24 protein-coding genes are annotated in these 20,396 nt (G+C 68.3%); 13 read left to right on the top strand and 11 right to left on the bottom strand.

Annotated features, from left to right (window positions below; all coding sequences use genetic code 11):
* Positions 1–23 precede the first annotated feature (23 nt).
* Positions 24–716: a DNA repair protein RadC gene (gene radC / locus L8H00_RS08010; protein WP_242096783.1), complete on the top strand. Its 693-nt coding sequence runs from the start codon at positions 24–26 to the stop codon at positions 714–716.
* Positions 717–773: 57 nt separating this feature from the next.
* Here the strand turns inward: radC and L8H00_RS08005 are convergent, their stop codons facing one another.
* Positions 774–1,196 carry an EF-hand domain-containing protein gene (locus L8H00_RS08005; protein WP_242096782.1) on the bottom strand — a complete coding sequence of 141 codons (423 nt, stop codon included), beginning with the start codon at positions 1,194–1,196 and terminating at the stop codon, positions 774–776.
* Positions 1,197–1,402: 206 nt separating this feature from the next.
* Here L8H00_RS08005 and purB point away from each other — a divergent pair, with 206 nt between their 5' ends.
* Positions 1,403–2,713, top strand: coding sequence for an adenylosuccinate lyase (gene purB, locus L8H00_RS08000; protein ID WP_242096781.1), 1,311 nt, complete (start codon positions 1,403–1,405; stop codon positions 2,711–2,713).
* Between the two features lie 25 nt (positions 2,714–2,738).
* Entirely contained in the window at positions 2,739–2,912 is a 174-nt protein-coding gene (locus L8H00_RS07995) for a hypothetical protein (protein WP_242096780.1), read from the top strand.
* 53 nt (positions 2,913–2,965) lie between these two features.
* On the opposite strand, the gene L8H00_RS07990 is transcribed toward L8H00_RS07995, so the two are convergent.
* The 3 genes from L8H00_RS07990 to dnaK form a co-directional block, all read right to left on the bottom strand.
* A complete protein-coding gene (locus tag L8H00_RS07990; RefSeq protein WP_242096779.1) occupies positions 2,966–3,406 on the bottom strand; it encodes a hypothetical protein in 441 nt (146 codons plus the stop codon).
* Positions 3,407–3,447: 41 nt separating this feature from the next.
* Entirely contained in the window at positions 3,448–4,569 is a 1,122-nt protein-coding gene (gene dnaJ, locus L8H00_RS07985) for a molecular chaperone DnaJ (RefSeq protein WP_242096778.1), read from the bottom strand.
* A 74-nt stretch (positions 4,570–4,643) separates the two neighbouring features.
* Positions 4,644–6,539 (bottom strand): molecular chaperone DnaK, encoded by a 1,896-nt coding sequence (gene dnaK, locus L8H00_RS07980; protein ID WP_242096777.1) that lies wholly within the window; start codon positions 6,537–6,539, stop codon positions 4,644–4,646.
* 169 nt (positions 6,540–6,708) lie between these two features.
* Here dnaK and L8H00_RS07975 point away from each other — a divergent pair, with 169 nt between their 5' ends.
* Together L8H00_RS07975 and L8H00_RS07970 are read left to right on the top strand one after the other, a co-directional pair.
* Positions 6,709–7,146 (top strand): copper chaperone PCu(A)C, encoded by a 438-nt coding sequence (locus L8H00_RS07975; RefSeq protein ID WP_242096776.1) that lies wholly within the window; start codon positions 6,709–6,711, stop codon positions 7,144–7,146.
* The gene (locus L8H00_RS07970; protein ID WP_242096775.1) at positions 7,143–7,595 is read left to right on the top strand and encodes a vgr related protein; all 453 of its coding nucleotides are present in this window, start codon (positions 7,143–7,145) and stop codon (positions 7,593–7,595) included. Before L8H00_RS07975 ends, L8H00_RS07970 begins: the two co-directional genes overlap by 4 nt.
* Before the next feature lie 11 nt (positions 7,596–7,606).
* On the opposite strand, the gene L8H00_RS07965 is transcribed toward L8H00_RS07970, so the two are convergent.
* From L8H00_RS07965 to hrcA, 3 genes are read right to left on the bottom strand one after another with little or no spacing between them, the layout of a single operon-like run.
* On the bottom strand, positions 7,607–8,833 hold the full coding sequence (locus L8H00_RS07965) for a threonine synthase (protein ID WP_242096774.1): 1,227 nt from the start codon (positions 8,831–8,833) through the stop codon (positions 7,607–7,609).
* A 45-nt stretch (positions 8,834–8,878) separates the two neighbouring features.
* Positions 8,879–9,409, bottom strand: coding sequence for a nucleotide exchange factor GrpE (grpE, locus tag L8H00_RS07960; protein ID WP_242096773.1), 531 nt, complete (start codon positions 9,407–9,409; stop codon positions 8,879–8,881).
* A gap of 26 nt (positions 9,410–9,435) precedes the next feature.
* The gene (hrcA, locus tag L8H00_RS07955) at positions 9,436–10,479 is read right to left on the bottom strand and encodes a heat-inducible transcriptional repressor HrcA (protein ID WP_242096772.1); all 1,044 of its coding nucleotides are present in this window, start codon (positions 10,477–10,479) and stop codon (positions 9,436–9,438) included.
* Between the two features lie 83 nt (positions 10,480–10,562).
* Between hrcA and rph the strand changes: the two genes are divergently transcribed.
* Positions 10,563–11,279 (top strand): ribonuclease PH, encoded by a 717-nt coding sequence (gene rph / locus L8H00_RS07950; RefSeq protein WP_242096771.1) that lies wholly within the window; start codon positions 10,563–10,565, stop codon positions 11,277–11,279.
* The gene (gene rdgB / locus L8H00_RS07945; protein WP_242096770.1) at positions 11,276–11,902 is read left to right on the top strand and encodes an RdgB/HAM1 family non-canonical purine NTP pyrophosphatase; all 627 of its coding nucleotides are present in this window, start codon (positions 11,276–11,278) and stop codon (positions 11,900–11,902) included. Before rph ends, rdgB begins: the two co-directional genes overlap by 4 nt.
* Before the next feature lie 94 nt (positions 11,903–11,996).
* On the opposite strand, the gene L8H00_RS07940 is transcribed toward rdgB, so the two are convergent.
* Entirely contained in the window at positions 11,997–12,449 is a 453-nt protein-coding gene (locus L8H00_RS07940; protein WP_242096769.1) for a VOC family protein, read from the bottom strand.
* A 142-nt stretch (positions 12,450–12,591) separates the two neighbouring features.
* Between L8H00_RS07940 and hemW the strand changes: the two genes are divergently transcribed.
* Positions 12,592–13,764, top strand: coding sequence for a radical SAM family heme chaperone HemW (hemW, locus tag L8H00_RS07935; RefSeq protein WP_242096768.1), 1,173 nt, complete (start codon positions 12,592–12,594; stop codon positions 13,762–13,764).
* Between the two features lie 5 nt (positions 13,765–13,769).
* On the opposite strand, the gene L8H00_RS07930 is transcribed toward hemW, so the two are convergent.
* Positions 13,770–14,954: a penicillin-binding protein activator gene (locus L8H00_RS07930; protein ID WP_242097049.1), complete on the bottom strand. Its 1,185-nt coding sequence runs from the start codon at positions 14,952–14,954 to the stop codon at positions 13,770–13,772.
* A 16-nt stretch (positions 14,955–14,970) separates the two neighbouring features.
* Here L8H00_RS07930 and rsmI point away from each other — a divergent pair, with 16 nt between their 5' ends.
* From rsmI to L8H00_RS07910, 4 genes are all read left to right on the top strand, one after another.
* Complete coding sequence (gene rsmI, locus L8H00_RS07925) at positions 14,971–15,819, top strand: 16S rRNA (cytidine(1402)-2'-O)-methyltransferase (RefSeq protein ID WP_242096767.1); 849 nt, start codon at positions 14,971–14,973, stop codon at positions 15,817–15,819.
* Positions 15,816–16,169 carry a YraN family protein gene (locus L8H00_RS07920; RefSeq protein WP_242096766.1) on the top strand — a complete coding sequence of 118 codons (354 nt, stop codon included), beginning with the start codon at positions 15,816–15,818 and terminating at the stop codon, positions 16,167–16,169. Before rsmI ends, L8H00_RS07920 begins: the two co-directional genes overlap by 4 nt.
* 49 nt (positions 16,170–16,218) lie before the next feature.
* Entirely contained in the window at positions 16,219–17,166 is a 948-nt protein-coding gene (gene gshB / locus L8H00_RS07915; protein WP_242096765.1) for a glutathione synthase, read from the top strand.
* A gap of 144 nt (positions 17,167–17,310) precedes the next feature.
* On the top strand, positions 17,311–17,505 hold the full coding sequence (locus L8H00_RS07910; RefSeq protein ID WP_242096764.1) for a hypothetical protein: 195 nt from the start codon (positions 17,311–17,313) through the stop codon (positions 17,503–17,505).
* Positions 17,506–17,570: 65 nt separating this feature from the next.
* Here the strand turns inward: L8H00_RS07910 and L8H00_RS07905 are convergent, their stop codons facing one another.
* Positions 17,571–17,864, bottom strand: coding sequence for a hypothetical protein (locus L8H00_RS07905; RefSeq protein ID WP_242096763.1), 294 nt, complete (start codon positions 17,862–17,864; stop codon positions 17,571–17,573).
* 107 nt (positions 17,865–17,971) lie between these two features.
* Entirely contained in the window at positions 17,972–18,859 is an 888-nt protein-coding gene (locus L8H00_RS07900; RefSeq protein ID WP_242096762.1) for a tyrosine recombinase XerC, read from the bottom strand.
* 116 nt (positions 18,860–18,975) lie between these two features.
* Between L8H00_RS07900 and L8H00_RS07895 the strand changes: the two genes are divergently transcribed.
* A complete protein-coding gene (locus L8H00_RS07895; protein WP_242096761.1) occupies positions 18,976–20,385 on the top strand; it encodes a diguanylate cyclase in 1,410 nt (469 codons plus the stop codon).
* Positions 20,386–20,396: the final 11 nt, after the last annotated feature.

Genomic DNA, 20,396 nt, shown 5'->3' with positions numbered 1-20,396 from the left:
CGGGCATCCTAACCTGCCGCCCGATGGCCGAGGACGATCCCCCGCCGCAGGACGGCATCGGCCACCGTGCCCGACTGCGCCAGCGGCTGTTCGAAGGCGGCGGCGACGCGCTGCTCGATCACGAACTCATCGAATATCTGCTCGCGCTTGCCATCCCGCGGCGCGACACCAAGCCGCTGGCCAAGGCGCTGCTGCGCGAGTTCGGCGGCATCGGCGGCGTGCTGATCGCGGACGGCGAAGCGCTGGCGCGAATCGACGGCATGGGCGAAACCTCGGTCGCCGCAATCAAGATCGCGCAGGCCGCCGCCGTCCGCCTGCTTCGTGCCGAGGCGTTCGAGCGGCCCGTGCTCGCCAACTGGCAGGCGTTGCTCGATTATCTGCGCGCCGACATGGTGCATCACGGCGTCGAGCGCTTCCGCGTGCTCCACCTCAACACGCGCAACATGCTGATCCGCGACGAAGTGATGAGCCAAGGGACGCTCGACCAGGCCGCGGTGCACGTCCGCGAGGTAATCCGCCGCGCGATCGACCTGAACGCCGCGGCGATCATCCTCGTTCACAATCACCCGAGCGGCGACCCGGCGCCCAGCCGCGCGGACATCCAGATCACGCGGCAGATCGAGCATGCCAGCAAAGCGCTCGGCATCGCGCTTCACGATCACATCATCGTCGGCACGAAGGGCCATGTGTCGATGCGGGCGCAGGGCCTGATCTGACACGGCGAAGGGGCCGTCCTCGCGGACGGCCCCTTCCTTACTTGCGACGTGTGTCGCTCACGATTTGCCCTTGTCGAGAAAGCCGGTGACTTCGGTCTTGCTCAGCACGCCGTTCTTGTCGGTATCGGCCTGCGCGAACGCGGCGGTCACCCAGGCCTTGGTCGCCGGGCTGGTCGCCTTGGTGGCGGGATCGCTCGCGGTCTTCAGCGTAACCATCCATTCGCCGAACTCGGCCTTGCTCAGCTTGCCGTCGCCATTTTTGTCATAGGTGGCGAATTGCTGGTCGACGGCGCTCGCGACCTGTTCGGTCGCCGGCGCCGGAGTGGCGGAGGCGGGATCGGCCGCTTGCGGTGCAGCATCGGCGGGGGTCGTGACAGGTGCCGTCTGCGGGGCGGCGGTTTGCGGAGCTGCCGGAACGGCCTGCGCCAATGCAGGGCCAGCAACGATCATGGCGCCGGCGACAATAAAGGGTTTCATCATCGTTTGTCTCCAATCATCATCGAACGCGAAACTCCAAGACATCCACAGGTGGTCCCCATGGACTTGAAGTCATCGAGCGTTCGTCATCGGATATAGGAAATCCCCGATCGATTTGTAGGGCGGCGAGCGGCCTGCTAACGGCTCGGTAACGCCCGCCCTCCTTGAGGCGCGGCGAACCGTGCCAATCCCGAGATCGAGAGCGCCCTATGGTCCCCCGCTATTCCCGCCCGCAGATGACCGCGATCTGGACGCCGGAAGCGCGTTTCCGCATCTGGTTCGAGATCGAGGCGCATGCAACCGAAGCACTCGCCGAGTTGGGCGTCGTCCCAAAATCCGCCGCGACGGCCCTGTGGACCTGGTGGGCGACCCAGCCGGCGATCGATGTCGCCGCGATCGACGCGATCGAGGCGGTCACCAAGCATGACGTGATCGCCTTTCTCACCTGGGTGGCCGAACAGGTGGGCGACGAAGCGCGCTTCATGCACCAGGGCATGACCTCGTCCGACGTGCTCGACACCTGCCTCGCGGTGCAGTTGGCGCAGGCGAGCGACCTGCTGATCGCCGATATCGACGCGCTGCTCGTCGTGCTCGAACGCCGCGCGCACGAGCATAAGTTGACGCCGACGATCGGCCGAAGTCACGGGATCCATGCCGAACCCGTCACCTTCGGCCTGAAAATGGCGCAGGCGCATGCCGAATTCGCCCGCAACCGTGCGCGGCTGGTGGCGGCGCGCGCCGATGTCGCGACCTGCGCGATCTCGGGTGCGGTGGGCACGTTTGCCAATATCGATCCACGCGTGGAGGAGCATGTCGCTGAAAAGATGGGCCTGTCGGTCGAGCCGGTGTCGACCCAGGTGATCCCGCGCGACCGCCACGCGATGTTCTTCGCCACGCTGGGCGTGATCGCGAGCTCGATCGAGCGGCTCGCGACCGAGATACGCCATCTCCAGCGCACCGAGGTGCTGGAGGCGGAGGAATATTTCTCGCCCGGCCAGAAGGGCTCGTCGGCGATGCCGCACAAGCGCAACCCGGTGCTGACCGAAAATCTCACGGGCTTGGCCCGCATGGTGCGCGGCTATGTCACGCCAGCGCTCGAAAACGTCGCGCTATGGCATGAGCGCGACATCAGCCATTCGTCGGTGGAACGCTATATCGGGCCGGACGCCACGATCACGCTCGACTTCGCGCTCGCCCGCCTCACCGGCGTGATGGACAAACTCGTCGTCTATCCTGAGCGGATGGCGAAGAACCTGAACAAAATGGGTGGTCTCGTCCATTCGCAGCGCGTGCTGCTGGCGCTCACGCAGGCGGGGGTTAGCCGCGAGGACGCCTACCGTCTCGTGCAGCGCAACGCGATGAAGGTGTGGGATGCGGACGGTGCGCTGAGCCTGGAAGAGCTGCTCAAGGCCGATCCCGAAGTGACTGCCGCGCTTTCGGTGGACACGATCGGCGAGAAGTTCGATCTGGGCTATCATCTCCGCCATGTGGACACGATCTTCGCGCGGGTGTTCGGCTGACGTTCCACTTGCACTTTCTGCAACCATGATTGCGCGCAACAAAGTTGCGTGGATACGCAATCAACATCATATCGCCCTTGCCGGATATTTCTCCGGCATCGGAGACCTTCCCATGCGCATGTTCGAAACCGTGACCAGCTCGATGCTGGTGATCGCGGCTCAGGCGCTGGTGGTCGGGGTGGTCATCGCCACCTTCTGATCCATCGGCCCCCGCCCCTTTACGAAGGGGCGGACAGGGCCGGGGGACCCTATTCAAGCGAACGAAACGCCGAGCCCATCGGGCTCGGGATCGGAGCGTCGGGCTTGCGATCGAACCCGCCGCCGGCGCCCGGCCGATCGCGTGAAATGTGCGACGGCGGTGCCCAGCCGCGCTGCGACGATCCGCCCGCGCAGGGTTGAGGCCACCAACACCACGGTCACCGCCATGTCGAGATAGGTCGCGATCTCGAAGCTGGTCAGCCAGATCGCCAGATCGGGCGTCGCCATGCCGAGAACGCTGATCGCGTCCGTCCCGCCCGCCCACATCGCGGCAGCGGCGATCGTGACGAGCAGGACCGCCAGTGCGACATGGCCGCGGCGCACCCGCGCGCACCACGAAGCAGGGCGCTCGACGAAAGCGGCGTGCAGGAGCCGCCCGATCGGGGTGTCGCCTGCGGCCACCATCGCCGCCCAGATCAACAGCAACGCGCCCATCCGCTTTCCCCCCGATCATGGTGGCGACGCCACCGGACGCCTCACTCCCCCGCGAACACGCCCTTCAGCTTGGCAAAGAAGCCCTGGCTGGCCGGGCATTCGTCCCCCGTCTCGGTTTCGCGGAACATCTCGAGCAGCTCCTTCTGGCGAAGCGACAGCTTCGTCGGCGTCTCGACGTCGATCTGGATCACGAGATCGCCATGACCGCGGCCCTGGAGCACCGGCATGCCGGCGCCGCGCTGGCGGATCTGCTTGCCCGACTGGATGCCCGCCGGGATCTTGATGTCGTGCTTGTGGCCGTCGAGCCCCGGAATGGCGATGCTGCCACCCAGGGACGCGGTGGTGAAGCTGATCGGCGCGCGCGCGAATAGCGTCGTGCCCTCTCGCTCGAACAGCGGATGCCGCGCGACATGCAGAAAAATATAGAGGTCCCCCGCGGGTGCGCCACGCGGACCCGCCTCGCCCTCGCCCGTCAGCCGCACGCGCGTGCCCTCGTCCACGCCGGGCGGCACGTTGACGCTCAGCGTCTTGGTCTTTTCGACCCGGCCCTCGCCGCGGCAATCGGGGCACGGATCGGCGATCACCTGGCCCGATCCCTGGCAGACCGCGCAGGCGCGCTCCACCACGAAGAATCCCTGTTGCGCGCGCACCTTGCCGTGGCCGCCGCAATGCGCGCAGGTCTTGGCGTGCGTGCCGGGGCGTGCGCCCGATCCGTCGCAGGTGTCGCACGGGGCGGAAACGTCGACCGTGATCTCGGTCGCCTTGCCGTGATAGGCCTCTTCGAGGCCGATCTCCATGTCGTAGCGCAGATCGGCGCCGCGGCGCTGCTGCTGGCGACCGCCGCCGCGCTGCCCGCCCATGAACTCGCCGAACACGCTTTCGAAGATGTCGGAAAAGCCGCCACCGAAATCCTGGGCACCGCCACCGCCGCCATTCTGGAATGCGGCATGGCCATAACGATCATAGGCCGCGCGCTTCTGCGGGTCCTTCAGCACGTCGTAGGCTTCACTGACGGCCTTGAACTTGGATTCGCTGTCTTTGCATCCCGCGTTCTTGTCCGGATGGTATTTCATCGCGAGCTTGCGGTAGGACGATTTGATCGTCCCGGCATCTGCGGTCCGCTCGCATTCGAGCAGTTCGTAATAGTCGATCGTGGTGCTCATACCGGGCCCTTGCCACAAGCCACCCCGTCACTCTCGCGGCTGCGGGAATGACGGGGGGTGTGCATCATCTACACTTACTTGTGGTCGTCGACTTCGGAGAACTCGGCGTCGACCACGTCCTCCTTGGGCGCTTCGCCTTCGGCCGCGGGGCCGGCATCCGCCTGCGCCTGCTTCTCGTAGATCGCCTGGCCGAGCTTCATCGCGACCTGCGCCAGCGCCTGCGCCTTGTCGTTCATCGCATCCGGGTCACCACCCTCGACCGCCTTCTTGGCGTCGTCGATCGCCGACTGGATCTCGGACTTCAGGCTGTCGTCCACCTTGTCGCCATTGTCGGCAAGCTGGCGTTCGGTCGTGTGGATCAGGCTCTCGGCATTGTTCTTCGCCTCGGCGCCCGCACGGCGCTTCTTGTCTTCCTCGGCGAACTGCTCGGCATCGCGCACCATCTGGTCGATGTCGCTGTCCGACAGGCCGCCCGAGGCCTGGATGCGAATCTGCTGCTCCTTGCCCGTGCCCTTGTCCTTCGCGGACACGCTGACCAAGCCGTTCGCGTCGATGTCGAACGTCACCTCGATCTGCGGCACGCCGCGCGGCGCCGGCGGGATGCCGACGAGATCGAACTGGCCGAGGATCTTGTTGTCCGCCGCCATCTCGCGCTCGCCCTGGAACACCCGGATCGTCACCGCGCCCTGATTGTCGTCCGCGGTCGAATAGGTCTGCGACTTCTTCGTCGGGATCGTCGTGTTGCGATCGATCATCCGCGTGAACACGCCGCCCAGCGTCTCGATACCGAGCGACAGCGGCGTCACGTCGAGCAGCAGCACGTCCTTCACGTCGCCCTGCAGCACGCCCGCCTGGATCGCGGCGCCCATGGCCACGACCTCGTCCGGGTTCACGCCGGTGTGCGGCTCCTTGCCGAAGAAGTCCTTCACGACCTCACGCACGCGCGGCATGCGGGTCATGCCGCCGACGAGGACGACCTCGCTGATGTCCGCCGCCTTCAGGCCGGCATCCGCCAGCGCCTTCTTGCAGGGGTCCAGCGTGCGCTTGACGAGATCCTCGACCAGCTTTTCGAGATCGGCGCGGGTGATGTTGCGCACCAGATGCTTCGGGCCATTCTGATCGGCGGTAATGAAGGGCAGGTTCACCTCGGTCGACTGCGCCGAGCTCAGCTCGATCTTCGCCTTTTCGGCGGCTTCCTTCAGGCGCTGCAGCGCGAGCTTGTCCTTGGTGAGGTCGATGCCCTCGTCCTTCTGGAAGCCCTGCGCCAGATAATCGACGATCTTGTTGTCGAAATCCTCGCCGCCGAGGAAGGTGTCGCCGTTGGTCGCCTTCACCTCGAACACGCCGTCGCCGATCTCCAGGATCGAGACGTCGAACGTGCCGCCGCCGAGGTCATAGACCGCGATCGTCTTGCCGTCCTGCTTCTCGAGACCATAGGCCAGCGCCGCGGCCGTCGGCTCGTTGATGATGCGCAGCACTTCGAGCCCTGCGATCTGGCCCGCGTCCTTGGTCGCCTGGCGCTGGGCGTCGTTGAAGTATGCCGGCACGGTGATGACCGCCTGCGTGACCGTCTCGCCAAGATAGGACTCGGCGGTTTCCTTCATCTTCTGGAGCGTGAAGGCACTGATCTGCGACGGGCTGTAATCCTTGCCGCCCGCGCTCACCCACGCATCGCCATTCTGGCCGCGCACGATCTTGTAGGGCACCAGCTCGGTGTCCTTCTTGGTGACGGGATCGTCAAAGCGGCGGCCGATCAGGCGCTTCACCGCAAAGATCGTGTTGTCGCCGTTGGTGACGGCCTGGCGCTTGGCCGGCTGGCCGACCAGCCGCTCGCCATCCTTGGCGAAAGCGACGATCGACGGCGTCGTGCGCGCGCCTTCCGCATTCTCGATCACCTTGGGCTTGCCCGCTTCCATCACGGAAACGCAGCTGTTGGTGGTGCCCAGATCGATACCGATTACTTTAGCCATGAGTCTGTTTCAGCCCCTCGCAGATATTAAAACCATCACGGAACCGCGCCGTTACGGGCGCGCAACCGCTTGTCCGATGAGCGCGATATAGGTGGGCCCGCGCTTGCCGCAAGATTGCCGGGAACCTAGGACGCAACCAGTTTTCCGCCGATCGGGACGAGGTTTTGCCATGCGCCGTGCTATCCCCCTGTTCATCGCGCCGCTCGCGCTCACTGCCTGCAACCAGGCCAAGCCGCTTTATGTCGATCACGCCTGGGTGCGCCTGGCCGCGGTGCCGGGCCGGCCGGCCGCGGCCTATTTCACGATTCATGGCGGCAAAGCCCCGGCCACGCTGATCGCGGTTTCGGCCGACACCGCGGTGCTGGCGCAGATGCACCGATCGATGCAGTCGGGCGGCGTGTCGGCGATGGCACCCATCGACCGGCTGCCGATCCCCGCACGATCGACGGTGCGCTTCGCGCCGGGCGGGCTCCATGTGATGCTCTCGGACGTCAACCCGGTCGTCAAGCCGGGCGGCACGATGCACCTCACCTTTTCCTTCGCCGACGGCACGCGCATCGAGCAGGATGCCGGCGTGATCGGCGCTGGCGCACCCGATCCCAAATGACGGTGCGCGCGCTGACCGAGGGCGAGGTGGCGCTCGCCCGCACGGTGTTCGGCAGCGCGATCGATTACGGCACGGTCACGCTGGTGCGGCGCAAATGGGCGTTCTTCCAGCCGCGCGACGTGGTGATGGCACCGCGGGGCCATATCCATTTCCACCCCGCCGGGACCGGCTGGTCCGACGATTTCTCAACCGGCCATCTCGGCGCGCAGGGGCTGTTCGTCCACGAGATGACTCATGTTTGGCAGCATCAGCGCGGCGTCATGCTCCCGATCGCGCGCCATCCCTTCTGCCGCTATGATTACGCCTTCCGCCCCGGATGGCCGCTGCACCGCTACGGGATCGAGCAACAGGCGGAAATCGTCCGCCACGCCTTCCTGCTGCGGCGGGGCGCGGCGGTCGCCGGCGCCCCGCCGATCGCGCAATATGAGAGTGTGCTGCCGTTCGGCTGATCCGCGCGAGCCTAGAGCGAGTCGAAATCGATCGGTGCGTGACGGTCGAGCGCCTGATCCGCCGGCGGCATCGGGTATTTCAGGCCCGTCGCGCAGTTGAACAGCACGACGCGCTCGTCCTCGTCCACCTCGCCGGTGTTCAGCGCCTCGCGGTATGCGGCGAGAGTCGCGCCGCCCTCTGGGCAGAGCAACAGCCCGTCCTTCGTCGCACAATCGCTCACCGCCTTCAGGATCGCGGGGTCGCCGACGCCCAGCGCCTTGCCGCCACTTTCGCGCACCGCCCGCAGGATCAGGAAATCGCCGACCGCCCGGGGCACGCGGATGCCGGCGGCGACGGTATGCGCATCCTCCCAGCGCTCGGCATGCTCCACGCCCTCTTCGAACGCGCGGACGATCGGCGCGCAACCGCTCGCCTGCACCGCATACATACGCGGCCGCTTCGCACCGATCCAGCCCATCGCCTCCAGTTCGTCGAACGCCTTCCACATGCCGATCAGGCCGGTGCCGCCACCCGTTGGATAGAAGATGGCGTCGGGCAATTCCCAGCCGAACTGCGCGGCGAGTTCCAGCCCCATCGTCTTCTTGCCCTCGATTCGATAGGGCTCCTTCAGCGTCGAGAGGTCGAACCAGCGACCCTCCGCCGCGCCCTTGCCGACGATCGCACCGCAATCGTCGATCAGGCCGTTGACCCGCCAGACGCGCGCACCCTGAACGGCGATCTCGCGCACGTTGATCTCGGGCGTGTCCGCCGGGCAGAAGACGATCGTCTCGATGCCGACGCGCGTCGCATAGGCGGCGAGCGCCGCGCCCGCATTGCCGTTGGTCGGCATCGCGATCCGGGTGACGCCCAGTTCCTTGGCCATCGCCACCGCCATGACGAGCCCGCGCGCCTTGAAGCTGCCGGTGGGCAGGCGCCCCTCGTCCTTCACGAGCACGTTGGGGCTGCCCGAGGATCGGGGAATGGGGATCAGCGGCGTCTCGATCTCGCCGAGGCTCACCACGTCCGCGGTGTCGCGCACCGGCAGCAGCTCCCGCCACCGCCACAGATCGGTCGCCCGCGCCTCCAACGCATCGCGCGACAGACTCGCCGCGGCCGCCGCCAGATCATAGCGGACGAGCAACGGCCGCCCGGCGCGCGAGAGGCCGTGAAGCGTATCCGCCTCGTACCGCTCGCCCGTCAGCGAACATTCGAGATGCGTGACGAAGGTCGGGCGATCGGCAGTGAGATTGGCGTCCATGCAGCGTCCTTCATGCTCTTCGAGCTCCGCCCGAAGGCAGTTTCGTCAACCCGCCTTCGCCACCGCCACCAGCGCAGGGCGCAGCAGGCGGTCCTTCAGCATATAGCCGGGCTGCATTTCCTGGACGATCGTGCCGGGCGTCGCGTCGCTCGGCATCTCCATCATCGCCTGGTGCTTGTTGGGATCGAGCGGCTCGCCCATCGCGGCGATCCGGGTGATGCCGTTACGCTGGAACACCGAGGCGAGCTCGCGACCCGTCGCTTCCAGCCCCGCGACGAGGCCCTTCATCTTGTCGTCGGCGCGCAGGTCGGCCGGGATCGCGGCCAGCCCGCGCTCCAGATTGTCGGCGACGGACAGGATGTCGCGCGCGAAGTTCGTGGTGGCATAGGCGCGGGCGTCCTGCGCCTCCTTCTCGGCGCGGCGGCGTACATTCTGCACCTCGGCCTGGGCGTAGAGGACATTCTGCTTCGCTTCGGCCAACTGGTTCTCCAGCTCGGCCACGCGATCGTGCTCGGCCACTTCGGGTGCGGCCTCGGCCGTCGCGTCGCGCAGGTCGGTGTTCTCGGTATCGGTCACTGCATTTCCCTGTAATGTCGAAGGCATCAGCCCATGAGCCGGGCGAGCGCGCCGGCCGTAAAATCCACCATGGGCACGACGCGCGCATAGTTCAACCGCACCGGCCCGATCACGCCCACCACACCGAGCACGCGCCCGCCCGGCCCACAGAACGGCCGTGCGATGACGGACGATCCCGACAATGCGAACAGATTGTTCTCCGCGCCGATGAAGATTCGCGTGGCGTTGCCGGCGCGCGCGCTGTCGAGCAGGCCGGCCACCTCCTGCTTGCCCTCCAGATCGTCGAGCAGGTCGCTGACGCGTTGCAGGTCCGCGGCATCGGCCGCGTCGATCAGCCGCCCCTGCCCGCGCACGATCAGCACCGGGCGGCGACCGGCATCCTCGCTCCACACCGCGATCCCGCGCTCCACCAGCGTGCGCGCGGCGCCATCGATCGCGGCGCGGCCATCCGCCAGTTCGCGCTCGAGCCGCGCCCGCGCCTCGGCCAGCGTCAGTCCGCCGAGCGTCGCGCTCATGTAATTGCCGGCCTCGACCAGCGCGGAGGGGTTCATGCCCGGCGGCAGCGCGATCATCCGGTTCTCGACCGATCCGTCCTGGCTGACGAGCACCGCCATCGCCTGTTCGGCGGACAGGGGCACGAAACCGATCGAGCGGAGCACGATCTCGCGCCGCGGCACCATCACCAGCCCCGCACAGGCCGACAAGCCCGACAGCGCCGCGGTGGTGGCGGCGAGCGCCTCCTCGACCGGGCCGCCGCCACCCGCGCGCCGTTCGATCGCGGCCTGTTCCTCGGCGGTCGGCTCCAGCGCCTGCATCATGCCGTCGACGAACAGCCGCAGGCCGCGGTCGGTCGGCAGGCGGCCCGCGCTGGTATGCGGACTGGCGAGCAGGCCCAACTCCTCCAGTTCCTGCATCACGCCGCGGATCGAGGCGGGCGACAGGCTGATCCCGGAAATCTGCTGGATGGTGCGCGACCCCACGGGGGCGCCGTTCGCCAGATAACTGTCGACCACCGCGCGGAAGATCGCGCGCGCACGATCGGTGAGCTCGGTGACGGGAAGCGCGGCCATGCCCCCGATCTAGGCTGGCGAGCGCCGATGTGAAAGGCTAGGCCGCGGCGACATTCATTCACCGTTGCAACAGGATCATGCCCATGCGCCCATCCGGCCGCGCCCCAGACCAGATGCGGGCGATCAGCATCGAACCCCGCTTCACCCGCCATGCGGAAGGCTCGGTGCTCATCGGCTTCGGCGACACCAAGGTGCTCGTCACCGCCTCGATCGAGGAGCGCGTGCCGCCGTTCCTGCGCGGCAAGGGCGAAGGCTGGGTGACGGCGGAATATGGCATGCTGCCCCGCGCCACGCACACCCGCGGCAACCGCGAGGCCGCCAAGGGCAAGCAATCGGGCCGCACACAGGAAATCCAGCGGCTGATCGGCCGCTCGCTGCGTTCGGTGGTGGACATGAAAGCGCTCGGCGAACGCCAGATCGTGCTCGATTGCGACGTGATCCAGGCCGATGGCGGCACGCGCACCGCCTCGATCTCGGGCGCGTGGGTCGCGCTGCGCCTCGCGGTCGACGGGCTGATGACGAGCGGCAAGCTCACGGTCGATCCGATCCGGCAGAAGGTCGCCGCGGTCAGTTGCGGCATCTACCAGGGCACGCCGGTGCTCGATCTCGATTATGACGAGGATTCGAACGCGGACGCCGACGGCAATTTCGTGCTGCTCGAAAACGGCAACATCGCCGAGGCGCAGGCCACCGCCGAACATGCCACCTATGACGAGGAGGCGCTGCTTCGCCTGCTCCGCCTCGCCCGGATCGGCTGCGCCGACATCTTCGCCGCGCAAGCCAAGGCGGTCGCGCGGTGAGCGGGGAAGGTCGGGAGCCGCAGGCGATCCGCAAGCTGAAGCCGGGCCGGCTGGTGATCGCCAGCCACAATCCCGGCAAGGTGCGCGAGATCGGCGCCCTGCTGGCCGGACACGGAATGGACGTCGTGTCGGCCGCCGAGCTCGACCTGCCCGAGCCCGAAGAGACGGGGGTCACCTTCGTCGCCAATGCCGAGCTGAAGGCGCTTCAGGCGGCCGACCTGTCGGGCCTGCCGGCGCTGGCGGACGACAGCGGGCTGTGCGTCGATGCGCTCAACGGCGATCCCGGCATCTTCTCGGCGCGCTGGGGAGGCCCGGACAAGGATTTCGACCTCGCGATGCGGCTGGTCGAGGACCGGTTGAACGAAGAGCCGGACATGGCGCGCTCCGCCCATTTCGTCTGCGCGCTCGCGCTCGCCTGGCCCGACGGCCATGTCGAATGGTTCGAGGGGCGCGTCGACGGCACGCTCGTCTGGCCGCCGCGCGGGGACAAGGGCTTCGGCTATGACGCGATGTTCCAGGCCGATGGCCGCGACGACACCTTCGGCGAAATGGATCCGGATGCCAAACACGCGATCAGCCACCGCGCCGATGCGTTCGGGCAACTGGCGGCGGCGGTGTTCTGAAACACCGGGCGTAGGCTCAATGCCGCGGGCGTGACTGGCCGCTCGAGCGCGACCGCGAAGGTGAGGTTGGCGGCACGGTTTTCAGCGTCTCGCCTCAGCCTCGCTTCGGTTGCCAGAGCTCGACCTTGGTCCCGTCCGGGTCCTGTATCCAGGCAAACCGGCCGAACGCATCATCGTCGTCGCGCTTGAGGATCGGAACGCCGTGTGCGGTCAGCCGCGCGATCATCGCATCCATGTCGTCGACCGCGAAGTTCACCATGAAATCGCGGTTCGACGGGGCCAGATAGTCGCTGGTGTCCGGGAACGCCGTCCACGAAACTTTCGGAGGATGGCCCGGCGTATCGAACGGCAATGCCGCCCCGCCCCATGGTTTGACGTCGAGGCCGAGCATGTCGCGATACCAGTTCGCGAGCGCCTTGGGATCCTTGCTCTTGACGAATATGCCGCCGATGCCGGTGACGTGACCTGCTTGCTCAGCCATTGCATGTTCCTGATACGTGAGCGTGACCGCGAGAACCAGCGCGATCCGGGCAAGTGGCTTGAGCATGACCCGTCCCCTGTTTGATGCCCGACCGGCGGTGCGTCCGGTGGACAGCATAGGCCAGTCGTTGGTGGAGGAAAATGCGCGAGTGCGCATCCATCGTAACGCGCTTTGATCTGGCCGTGCTTCGGCCCATAGCGCACGCACCATGAACGCCGCCGAACCCCCGCTCGCGCTCTACGTCCACTGGCCGTTCTGCGTCTCCAAATGCCCTTATTGCGACTTCAACAGCCATGTCCGCGATGAAGTGGATCAGGCGGCGTGGGCTGACGCGCTGCTCGCCGACCTCCGCCACGAGGCGGCGATGCTGCCGGGGCGGCGGCTGGGCTCGGTCTTCTTTGGCGGCGGCACGCCATCGCTGATGCCGCCCGCGACCGTCGCCGCCGTGCTGGACGCGGCCGAGCGCGCCTGGAGCTTCGATGCCGGGATCGAGATCACGCTGGAGGCGAACCCCTCCTCGGTCGAGGCCGCACGGTTCGCCGATCTGGCGGCGGCGGGGGTGAACCGGGTGTCGCTCGGGTTGCAGGCGCTGGACGATGAACAGCTTCGTTTCCTCGGCCGCGCGCATGGCGTGGAGGAAGGCCTCGCCGCGCTCGGGATCGCGCAAGCCGTGTTCCCGCGCGTCAGCTTCGACCTGATCTATGCGCGGCCCGGCCACCGGCTGGGGGACTGGGAGGCCGAACTCGCCCGCGCGCTGGCGTTCGGCACCGAGCATCTCTCGCTCTACCAGTTGACGATCGAGCCGGGCACGCGCTTTGCGACCGAGGCGGCGGCGGGGCGGATCGTGGTGCCCGACGGCGACTCCGCCGCCGACCTGTTCGAGATGACTCGCGCGATGACGGCGGCGGCGGGGCTTCCCGCCTATGAAACCTCCAACCATGCGCGGCCGGGCGGGGAGAGCCGCCACAATCTCGCTTATTGGCGCTACACCGATTATGCCGGGATCGGCCCCGGCGCGCATGGCCGGCGCGGCGGAATGGCGACGATGCGCCGCCGCAAGCCCGAGAACTGGATCGCCGCGGTGGCGCGCAATGGACACGGCATCGAGATCGAGGATCCTCTCACCCCGCACGAGCGCGCGAGCGAGGCGTTGCTGATGGGGCTCAGGCTGCGCGAGGGGATCGGCGTGGCGCGGGTGGCGGCGCTGGCGGGCGGCACCGCGCCGCTCGACTGGCCGGCGATCGGGCGGATGGAAGCACAGGGTCTCGTCCACCACGAAGGCGACCGGCTGCGCGTGACCGAAGCGGGCGCGCTGCTGCTCGACGCGATCCTGCCGGAGATCGTGACCGGCGCCCCCGCCCCGAGCCTATCGATCGCGTAACGGCATCACCGCCCGAACCCGCTCGGCGCGGGCGAGACGATCGTCGCGCCGCCGGGATGCACCTCCTGCACCTCCAGCGCGCGTTCGGCGACGCCGTCGCGGCCGAAGCGGAACGCGCCGTCGATCCCCGAAAACCCGTCCGCATCGCGCAGGCGGCTTTCCGGAAAAGGCGTTCCCACCCGCCAGTCGCGCGCGATCCGCACCGTCAGCAGCACCGCGTCATAGCCGAGGCTCGACAGGCGATACGGCCCGCTGGCGAAGCGCGCGCGGTATTTGCCCGCATATTGCCGGTAGAGCGTGTCCGACACGCTCGCGAACCACGCTCCGGTCAGCGCCGCGCGGCTGCCGAGCGCGCCGTCCGAATTCCACAATTCGGTGCCGAGGATCCGGGTCGAGGCACCGCTGCCCTTCTTCACCAGCGGCGTGGCGGCTGCCGCGGTCGCGCCCGAATCGGCGATCAGCACCGCGCCATAGGGGGCCTTCGCCACCAGCCGATTCGCCGCCGCACCGATCGCGCCAGGCGTGCGACCATAGGTCTGGAGCGAGACGACCTGGCCGCCGCTGCCCTCCACCGCGCGCAGGAACGCGGTCGACGCGCGCTCGCCATAGAGGCCGTTGGGGACGAGCCCGGCAAAGGTGGTGACACCGCGTCCCTTGGCGAAATCGACCACGCGCTGGATCGACTGCGCGGGCGCATAGCCCATCACATAGGTGCCGTTCCCCGCCACGCCGGTGTCGTTGGAAAAGCTGATGACGGGGACGTTCGCCGCGTGCGCGATCGGCCCCACCGCGCGTGCATCCTCGGCGAGCAGCGGCCCCAGGATCAGTTGCGCGCCGTCCGCGATGGCCCGCTGCGCCGCCGCGGCGGCCCCGGTCGCGGTGTCGTAATTGGTGATCCGCACGCGGTCGTTCTGTGTGTCGAGCAGCGCCAGCATCGTCGCGTTCGCGATCGACTGCCCCACGCCCGCATTGCCGCCGGACAGCGGCACGAGCAGCGCGACGCGGTTGCGCTGCGCATCCTGAGTCACGTTCGTCTCGACGCGCGGCTGGGCGCGCGGCGCGGCGCGGGTGGTGGCGCGCGGTGGCGGCGCCTCGACCGGTGCGCGCGGCACCAGCGTCTGGCATGCGGCCAGCAGACACGCCGCGCCGATGGCGCTCCAGCGCCGCCATGCCATCCGCGTCTGTCCCATCGTTCCCGCCTCTGGCATGATCGTCCCCATGGATTCTTCTGTTCTCTCCCCCGGTCTCTACATCGTCGCGACGCCGATCGGCAATCTCGGCGACCTTTCCCCCCGCGCGGCACACGTCCTGGCGCATGCCGACGCGATCGCGGTGGAGGACAGCCGGGTCACCGCCGGCCTGCTCCGCCACATCGGCACCAAACGCCCGATGACGCCGTACCACGATCACAATGCCGAGGCCGTCCGCCCCGGCCTCGTCGCGCGCATGGGGACCGAGGCGATCGCGCTCGTCTCGGATGCGGGCACGCCGCTCATCTCCGATCCCGGCTTCAAGCTGGTGCGCGATGCGCGCGCGGCGGGGCATCTGGTCGCCACCATTCCGGGGCCGTGCGCCGCGGTCGCCGCGCTGACGCTGGCCGGATTGCCGACGGACCGGTTCCTCTTCGTCGGCTTCCTGCCGCCGAAAGCACAGGCCAAGACAGACGCGATCGACGAGATCGGCGGCGTCCGCGCGACGCTGGTGCTGTACGAATCGGGGCCGCGCCTCGCCGCCACGCTCGCGCTGCTCGCCGAGCGGCTGGGCGACCGCGAAGCGGCGGTGACGCGCGAGATCACCAAGCGATTCGAGGAGGCGGTGACGGGAACGCTCGCCGCCCTCGCCGCGCGCTATGCCGACGCGCCGCCCAAGGGCGAGATCGTGATCGTCGTCGCGCCGCCCGGCGAGCCGGTGCCCGCCAGCGAAGCGGATGGCGACGCCGCGCTCGCCGAGGCGCTCACCCGCCTCTCCCCGGGCCAAGCCGCGGGCGAGGTGGCCAAGGCGCTGGGGCTGGACCGCAAGACGCTCTATGCCCGCGCACTGGCGATGAAGGCGTGAGGGACCGCCGCATCGCCGAGGCCGCGGGCCGTCGTGGCGAGCGGCTCGCGGGATGGTGGCTGCGGCTGAAGGGCTGGCGGATTCTCGATCGGCGCGTGCGCACCCCGGCGGGCGAAGTCGATCTGGTCGCGCGGCGCGGCGCGCTGGTCGCCTTTGTCGAGGTAAAGCTGCGCGCCACCCCCGCCGAGCTCGATTTCGCGATCGACGAACGCCGCCTCGCGCGAGTCGCGGCGGCGGCCGAGATCCTCATGCCGCGCTATGCCGGCGCGGGCGACGATATCCGCGTCGACGTGATCCTCATCGCGCCCGGCATGCGGCCCCGACACATCGAGAATGCGTGGATGCCGTGACATTCGCGCCGCCCCGACCTACCTGCCGGCCATTCACGAAAGGTCTTCCATGCCACTCACCGTCGCCGTCCAGATGGACCCGCTCGCCGGCCTGAACATCGCGGGCGATTCCACCTTCGCGCTGATGCTGTCGGCGCAGGCGCGCGGGCACCGGCTGTTCCACTATCTGGCGGAGGACCTGACCTATTCGGACGGCCACCTCTGGGCCAAGGCGCACCCGGTGACCGTGCAGCGCGTCGCGGGCGATCACTTCCGGTTCGGCGAACCCGTGACGCTCGACCTGGGCGACAAGGCCGATGTCGTGCTGATGCGGCAGGATCCGCCGTTTGACCTGGGCTACATCACCGCGACCCATCTTCTGGAGCGGATCGCCGACCGCACGCTCGTCGTCAACGACCCCGCCAGCGTCCGCAACGCGCCGGAAAAGGTGTTCGTGCTCGATTATGCGCACTTCATGCCGCCGACGCTCGTCACGCGCAGCCTGGAGGAGGCGCGCGCCTTTCTCGACACGCATGGCGTGATCGTGGTGAAGCCGCTCCACGGCAATGGCGGAAAGGCGATCTTCAAGGTCGAGCGTGACGGCGCCAACCTCTCGGCGCTGATCGAGGTGTTCAACATGACGTGGCGCGAGCCGCACATGATCCAGGCCTTCCTCCCCGACGTGGCGAAAGGTGACAAGCGCATCGTGCTGGTCGACGGCGAAATCGCGGGCGCGATCAACCGCTTGCCGGGCGAAGGCGAGATCCGTTCGAACCTCGCGGTCGGCGGCTCGGCGGTGAAGACCGAACTGACCGACACCGAACGCGCGATCTGCGCAGAGCTCGGCCCCGAACTGAAACGCCGCGGGCTGATCTTCGTCGGCATCGACGTCATCGGCGGCAAGTGGCTGACCGAGATCAACGTCACCTCCCCCACCGGCATCGTCGCGATCGAACGCTTCGACGGCACCGATGTCGCGGGCATGATCTGGGACGCGATCGAGGCGCGGCTGGGTTGAGGGCGCAGCGCGCGGTAAGGACGACAAGCAAATTCAAGCATTCGTCGGCGTCGCGACACGCCGGCCGATCCGCCCTCGCTTTTCCCATTGACGGCCGCTGCCATCCATCGCAGCTTCGGACAAAATAAAAGGGAGAGGATCATCATGGATCGCACTGGAATCTTTGCCGTGGGGGCGTCGCTCGTCCTGCTTTCGGCCCTGCACATGCTCAACGCACCCAATTACACCATCGTGGTGCCCGTCGCGCTGTTCGTTCTGGGGGTCGCGAAGCTGCTGATGTCCCGTCCCGCGAACGGGGATGCGATCGACCCGAGCTTCTCCCACTCGACCAAGGCCTGAGGCCGCGGGCGATCGGGGGGGGCGCCGCCGATCGGCGATGCCCTCCCCTTCACGCTACCTAAGGATCAATGCGACGTCTTCACCGACGTCGACACGTCGCCGTTGGCGGAGCGCGTCGTTTCGCGGACGACCTTGGTCGTGCGCGTCTTGTGGCCCACCTTCACGCCTAGGATGCGCTTGGCGCGGCGGGTCTTGTGCTTGCGGACATGCACGACCTTCGTCGTGTGGGTGCGCATGCCGTCGTGCATGCCGGTGTCGTGGCTCACCTTCACCTCGTTCGTGGTCTGCGCCGTGGCGGGCATCGCCGCGGTCATGGCCAGCGCGGCGAGGATCGGGGCGGCGGTGCGGAAAAGCGTCATCATTCTATCCTTTCAGCGGGAGGAAGCTCCCATCGAACGCCGCCTCGGTACGGGGGCGTTACGAGCCACAATCCCCCAGCGCGCCATTCGCTCCATCGAGGCGCGGTTCACGCCCGGGGATGCGCGTTCCGGTACACGTCGAGCAGGTGCGCGGCGTCCACCGCGGTGTAGATCTGCGTCGAGCGCAAACTCGCATGCCCCAGCAATTCCTGGAGCGCGCGCAGATCGGCGCCGCGGCCGAGCAGGTGCGTGGCGAAGCTGTGGCGCAGCGCGTGCGGCGTGGTCCGCGCCGCCAGCCCCAGCCGCCCCCGCGCCGCGCGCACCGCTTGGCGCAGCACCCCCGGCGACAGCGGCCCGCCCTTCGCGCCGCGAAACAGCGGCGCATCGCGCGGGCATTCCCAGGGCACGCGTGCCACATAGGCCTCGATCGCGGTGCGCACCTGCGGCAACAGCGGCACCGTTCGCATCTTGTCGCGCTTGCCGGTGACGACGAGCGTGTCGCCGAGCGGCAGGATCCGCCCGGTCAGCGCCAGCGCCTCGCCGATGCGCAGCCCGGCGCCGTAGAGAAGAAGGAGGATCGCCCAATCACGCGCACCGATCCAGTCTTCGGCGGCATCGTCCGCCACCTCCTCCGCCAGCGCCACCGCTTCCGCCGGGGAGATGGGGCGCGGCACGCCCGGCTTCACCCGCGGCCCCTTCAATCGCGGCGTGGTGCCCTCGCCATTGGCCCAGGCGAGCAATCCGCGCACCGCCGAAAGTTCGCGCGCCGCCGAGGCGTTGCCCAGCCCCTCGCCCCGCCGATGCGCCAGAAAGGCGCGCAGATCGGCCGCGGTGACTCGGGCGAGCGCAGCCCGATCGACGCGCTCGCCCCAATGCGCCGACAGAAAGCCGATCAGCCGTTCCCCGGTCGCTCCATAGGCGCGCACGGTGTGCGGCGAACGGCGGCGATCGCGCGCCAGATGCTCGCTCCACAGGATCGGCAGCGGGGTGTCCATCGCCGAGATGGATGCCCGCCCCGGCACCGGCGGGCAAGCGCAACCACATAATTTCCTTAACGTATATCCGGCTAAGCCCCGGAACTATGGTCATTCCCGAAACATCATCCGACGCCATGGCCGACGAGACTGGACGGCTGGCGGCGCTCCACGCGCTCGACCTCATGGACAGCCTGCCCGAGCGCGAGTTCGACTCGGTCGTGGCCATCGCCACGCGGCTGATCGGCCTGCCGATCGCCGCCATCACGCTGGTCGATCGCGACCGAGCGTGGACGAAGGCCGTCGAAGGCGCCGAATGCTTCGCGGAACCCCGCGCCATCGCCTTTTGCAACTGGACGATCACGACCGAGGGGATGACCGTTTTTCCGGACGCCGCGGTGGACCCGCGATGCGAGGGACGGTTGCATCATTATGGCAGCCATGGGCTGCGCTTCTATGCCGGCACGCCGCTCCATGCTCCGGGAGGCGAACGGATCGGCGCGCTATGCGTGGCAGCGTGCGAACCCGGCACCTTCACCGACGCGCAGGCCGAGGCGCTGACGCGGCTGGCGGTGCTGGTCGATGCCCTGATCGCCGCGCGCGCCATGGCATCCGAAGCGGTGGCGATGACGCGCCTGAGCGAGCGGCGCGAACGCCAGTTGCAGCAGGCCCAGCGATTGGCGATGATCGGATCGTGGCGGCTGCGCCTGGCCGACGAGGCGATCGAATGGTCCGAGAATGTCTACCGGATCCACGGTCTGCCGGTGGGCGATACGCCGCCGCTGGGCGGTGCGCTCCAGCAATATCCGCCGCACGCCCGCGCCCTGGTGACCGGCGCGCTGGCGCACACGATCGAAACCGGCACGCCGTTCGACCTGGAAACGGATTTCCTGAATACCGCCGGCGAAGCGCGCCGGGTGCGGATCATCGGCGAACTGGAAACCGCAGGCGGCGAGCCCGAGGCGCTGGTGGGCGTGTTCCAGGACATCACCGACCGCCATGCGATGGAGGAGGGGCTGCGCCGCCGCGCCGACCGCGACGAACTGACCGGCATCGCGAATCGCGCCGCGTTCGACCGCACGCTCGCCGAGCGGATTGCGGCCGCGCATGCCGGGGACACCCCGCTCGCGCTCGTGCTGATCGATCTCGACGGCTTCAAGCAGATCAACGACACGCTCGGCCATCTGGCGGGCGACGACGTGCTGCGCGGCATCGGGCAGCAGCTCGGCGAAGCCTGGCTTGGCGGCAGCTTCGCGGCGCGGCTCGGCGGCGACGAATTCGCGTTGATCGTGGACGATCCCCGTCTTGCCGCAGACCCGAACGCGCTGGCCGCTCGAGTCGAAGCCGCCTTGCACATGCCCGTCACCGCGAACGGGCTGACGATGGCCGCTTCGGCAACCGTCGGCGCTGCCCTGCTGCCGGGCGATGTGGAGGCGGTGCGCGACTTCGTCCATCTGGTCGATACGCGCCTCTACGCGGCCAAGCGGATCCGGATCGGCGAGCGCCGCCGCGACGAGCGCCGCCGCGGCATCCAGCACGCCGCCTGACGGTCCGAAGG

The organism is Sphingomonas sp. CROZ-RG-20F-R02-07 (assembly GCF_022662335.1).
Taxonomy (GTDB): Bacteria; Pseudomonadota; Alphaproteobacteria; order Sphingomonadales; family Sphingomonadaceae; genus Sphingomonas.
This window is presented reverse-complemented; position numbering and strand designations above follow the sequence as displayed.

Excerpts from the sequence above, each read along its gene's own strand:
- L8H00_RS07905 (WP_242096763.1), bottom strand. The coding sequence starts at position 17,864 with ATGACGCTTTTCCGCACCGCCGCCCCGATCCTCGCCGCGCTGGCCATG.
- L8H00_RS07965 (WP_242096774.1), bottom strand. The coding sequence starts at position 8,833 with ATGGACGCCAATCTCACTGCCGATCGCCCGACCTTCGTCACGCATCTC.
- L8H00_RS07910 (WP_242096764.1), top strand. The coding sequence starts at position 17,311 with ATGGATCGCACTGGAATCTTTGCCGTGGGGGCGTCGCTCGTCCTGCTT.
- L8H00_RS07995 (WP_242096780.1), top strand. The coding sequence starts at position 2,739 with ATGATTGCGCGCAACAAAGTTGCGTGGATACGCAATCAACATCATATC.
- L8H00_RS07930 (WP_242097049.1), bottom strand. The coding sequence starts at position 14,954 with ATGGGACAGACGCGGATGGCATGGCGGCGCTGGAGCGCCATCGGCGCG.
- L8H00_RS08005 (WP_242096782.1), bottom strand. The coding sequence starts at position 1,196 with ATGATGAAACCCTTTATTGTCGCCGGCGCCATGATCGTTGCTGGCCCT.
- L8H00_RS07940 (WP_242096769.1), bottom strand. The coding sequence starts at position 12,449 with ATGCTCAAGCCACTTGCCCGGATCGCGCTGGTTCTCGCGGTCACGCTC.
- L8H00_RS07970 (WP_242096775.1), top strand. The coding sequence starts at position 7,143 with ATGACGGTGCGCGCGCTGACCGAGGGCGAGGTGGCGCTCGCCCGCACG.
- L8H00_RS07900 (WP_242096762.1), bottom strand. The coding sequence starts at position 18,859 with ATGGACACCCCGCTGCCGATCCTGTGGAGCGAGCATCTGGCGCGCGAT.
- dnaJ (WP_242096778.1), bottom strand. The coding sequence starts at position 4,569 with ATGAGCACCACGATCGACTATTACGAACTGCTCGAATGCGAGCGGACC.
- rph (WP_242096771.1), top strand. The coding sequence starts at position 10,563 with ATGCGCCCATCCGGCCGCGCCCCAGACCAGATGCGGGCGATCAGCATC.
- hemW (WP_242096768.1), top strand. The coding sequence starts at position 12,592 with ATGAACGCCGCCGAACCCCCGCTCGCGCTCTACGTCCACTGGCCGTTC.
- L8H00_RS07975 (WP_242096776.1), top strand. The coding sequence starts at position 6,709 with ATGCGCCGTGCTATCCCCCTGTTCATCGCGCCGCTCGCGCTCACTGCC.
- radC (WP_242096783.1), top strand. The coding sequence starts at position 24 with ATGGCCGAGGACGATCCCCCGCCGCAGGACGGCATCGGCCACCGTGCC.
- hrcA (WP_242096772.1), bottom strand. The coding sequence starts at position 10,479 with ATGGCCGCGCTTCCCGTCACCGAGCTCACCGATCGTGCGCGCGCGATC.
- rsmI (WP_242096767.1), top strand. The coding sequence starts at position 14,971 with ATGATCGTCCCCATGGATTCTTCTGTTCTCTCCCCCGGTCTCTACATC.
- purB (WP_242096781.1), top strand. The coding sequence starts at position 1,403 with ATGGTCCCCCGCTATTCCCGCCCGCAGATGACCGCGATCTGGACGCCG.
- L8H00_RS07895 (WP_242096761.1), top strand. The coding sequence starts at position 18,976 with ATGGCCGACGAGACTGGACGGCTGGCGGCGCTCCACGCGCTCGACCTC.
- dnaK (WP_242096777.1), bottom strand. The coding sequence starts at position 6,539 with ATGGCTAAAGTAATCGGTATCGATCTGGGCACCACCAACAGCTGCGTT.
- gshB (WP_242096765.1), top strand. The coding sequence starts at position 16,219 with ATGCCACTCACCGTCGCCGTCCAGATGGACCCGCTCGCCGGCCTGAAC.
- L8H00_RS07990 (WP_242096779.1), bottom strand. The coding sequence starts at position 3,406 with ATGGGCGCGTTGCTGTTGATCTGGGCGGCGATGGTGGCCGCAGGCGAC.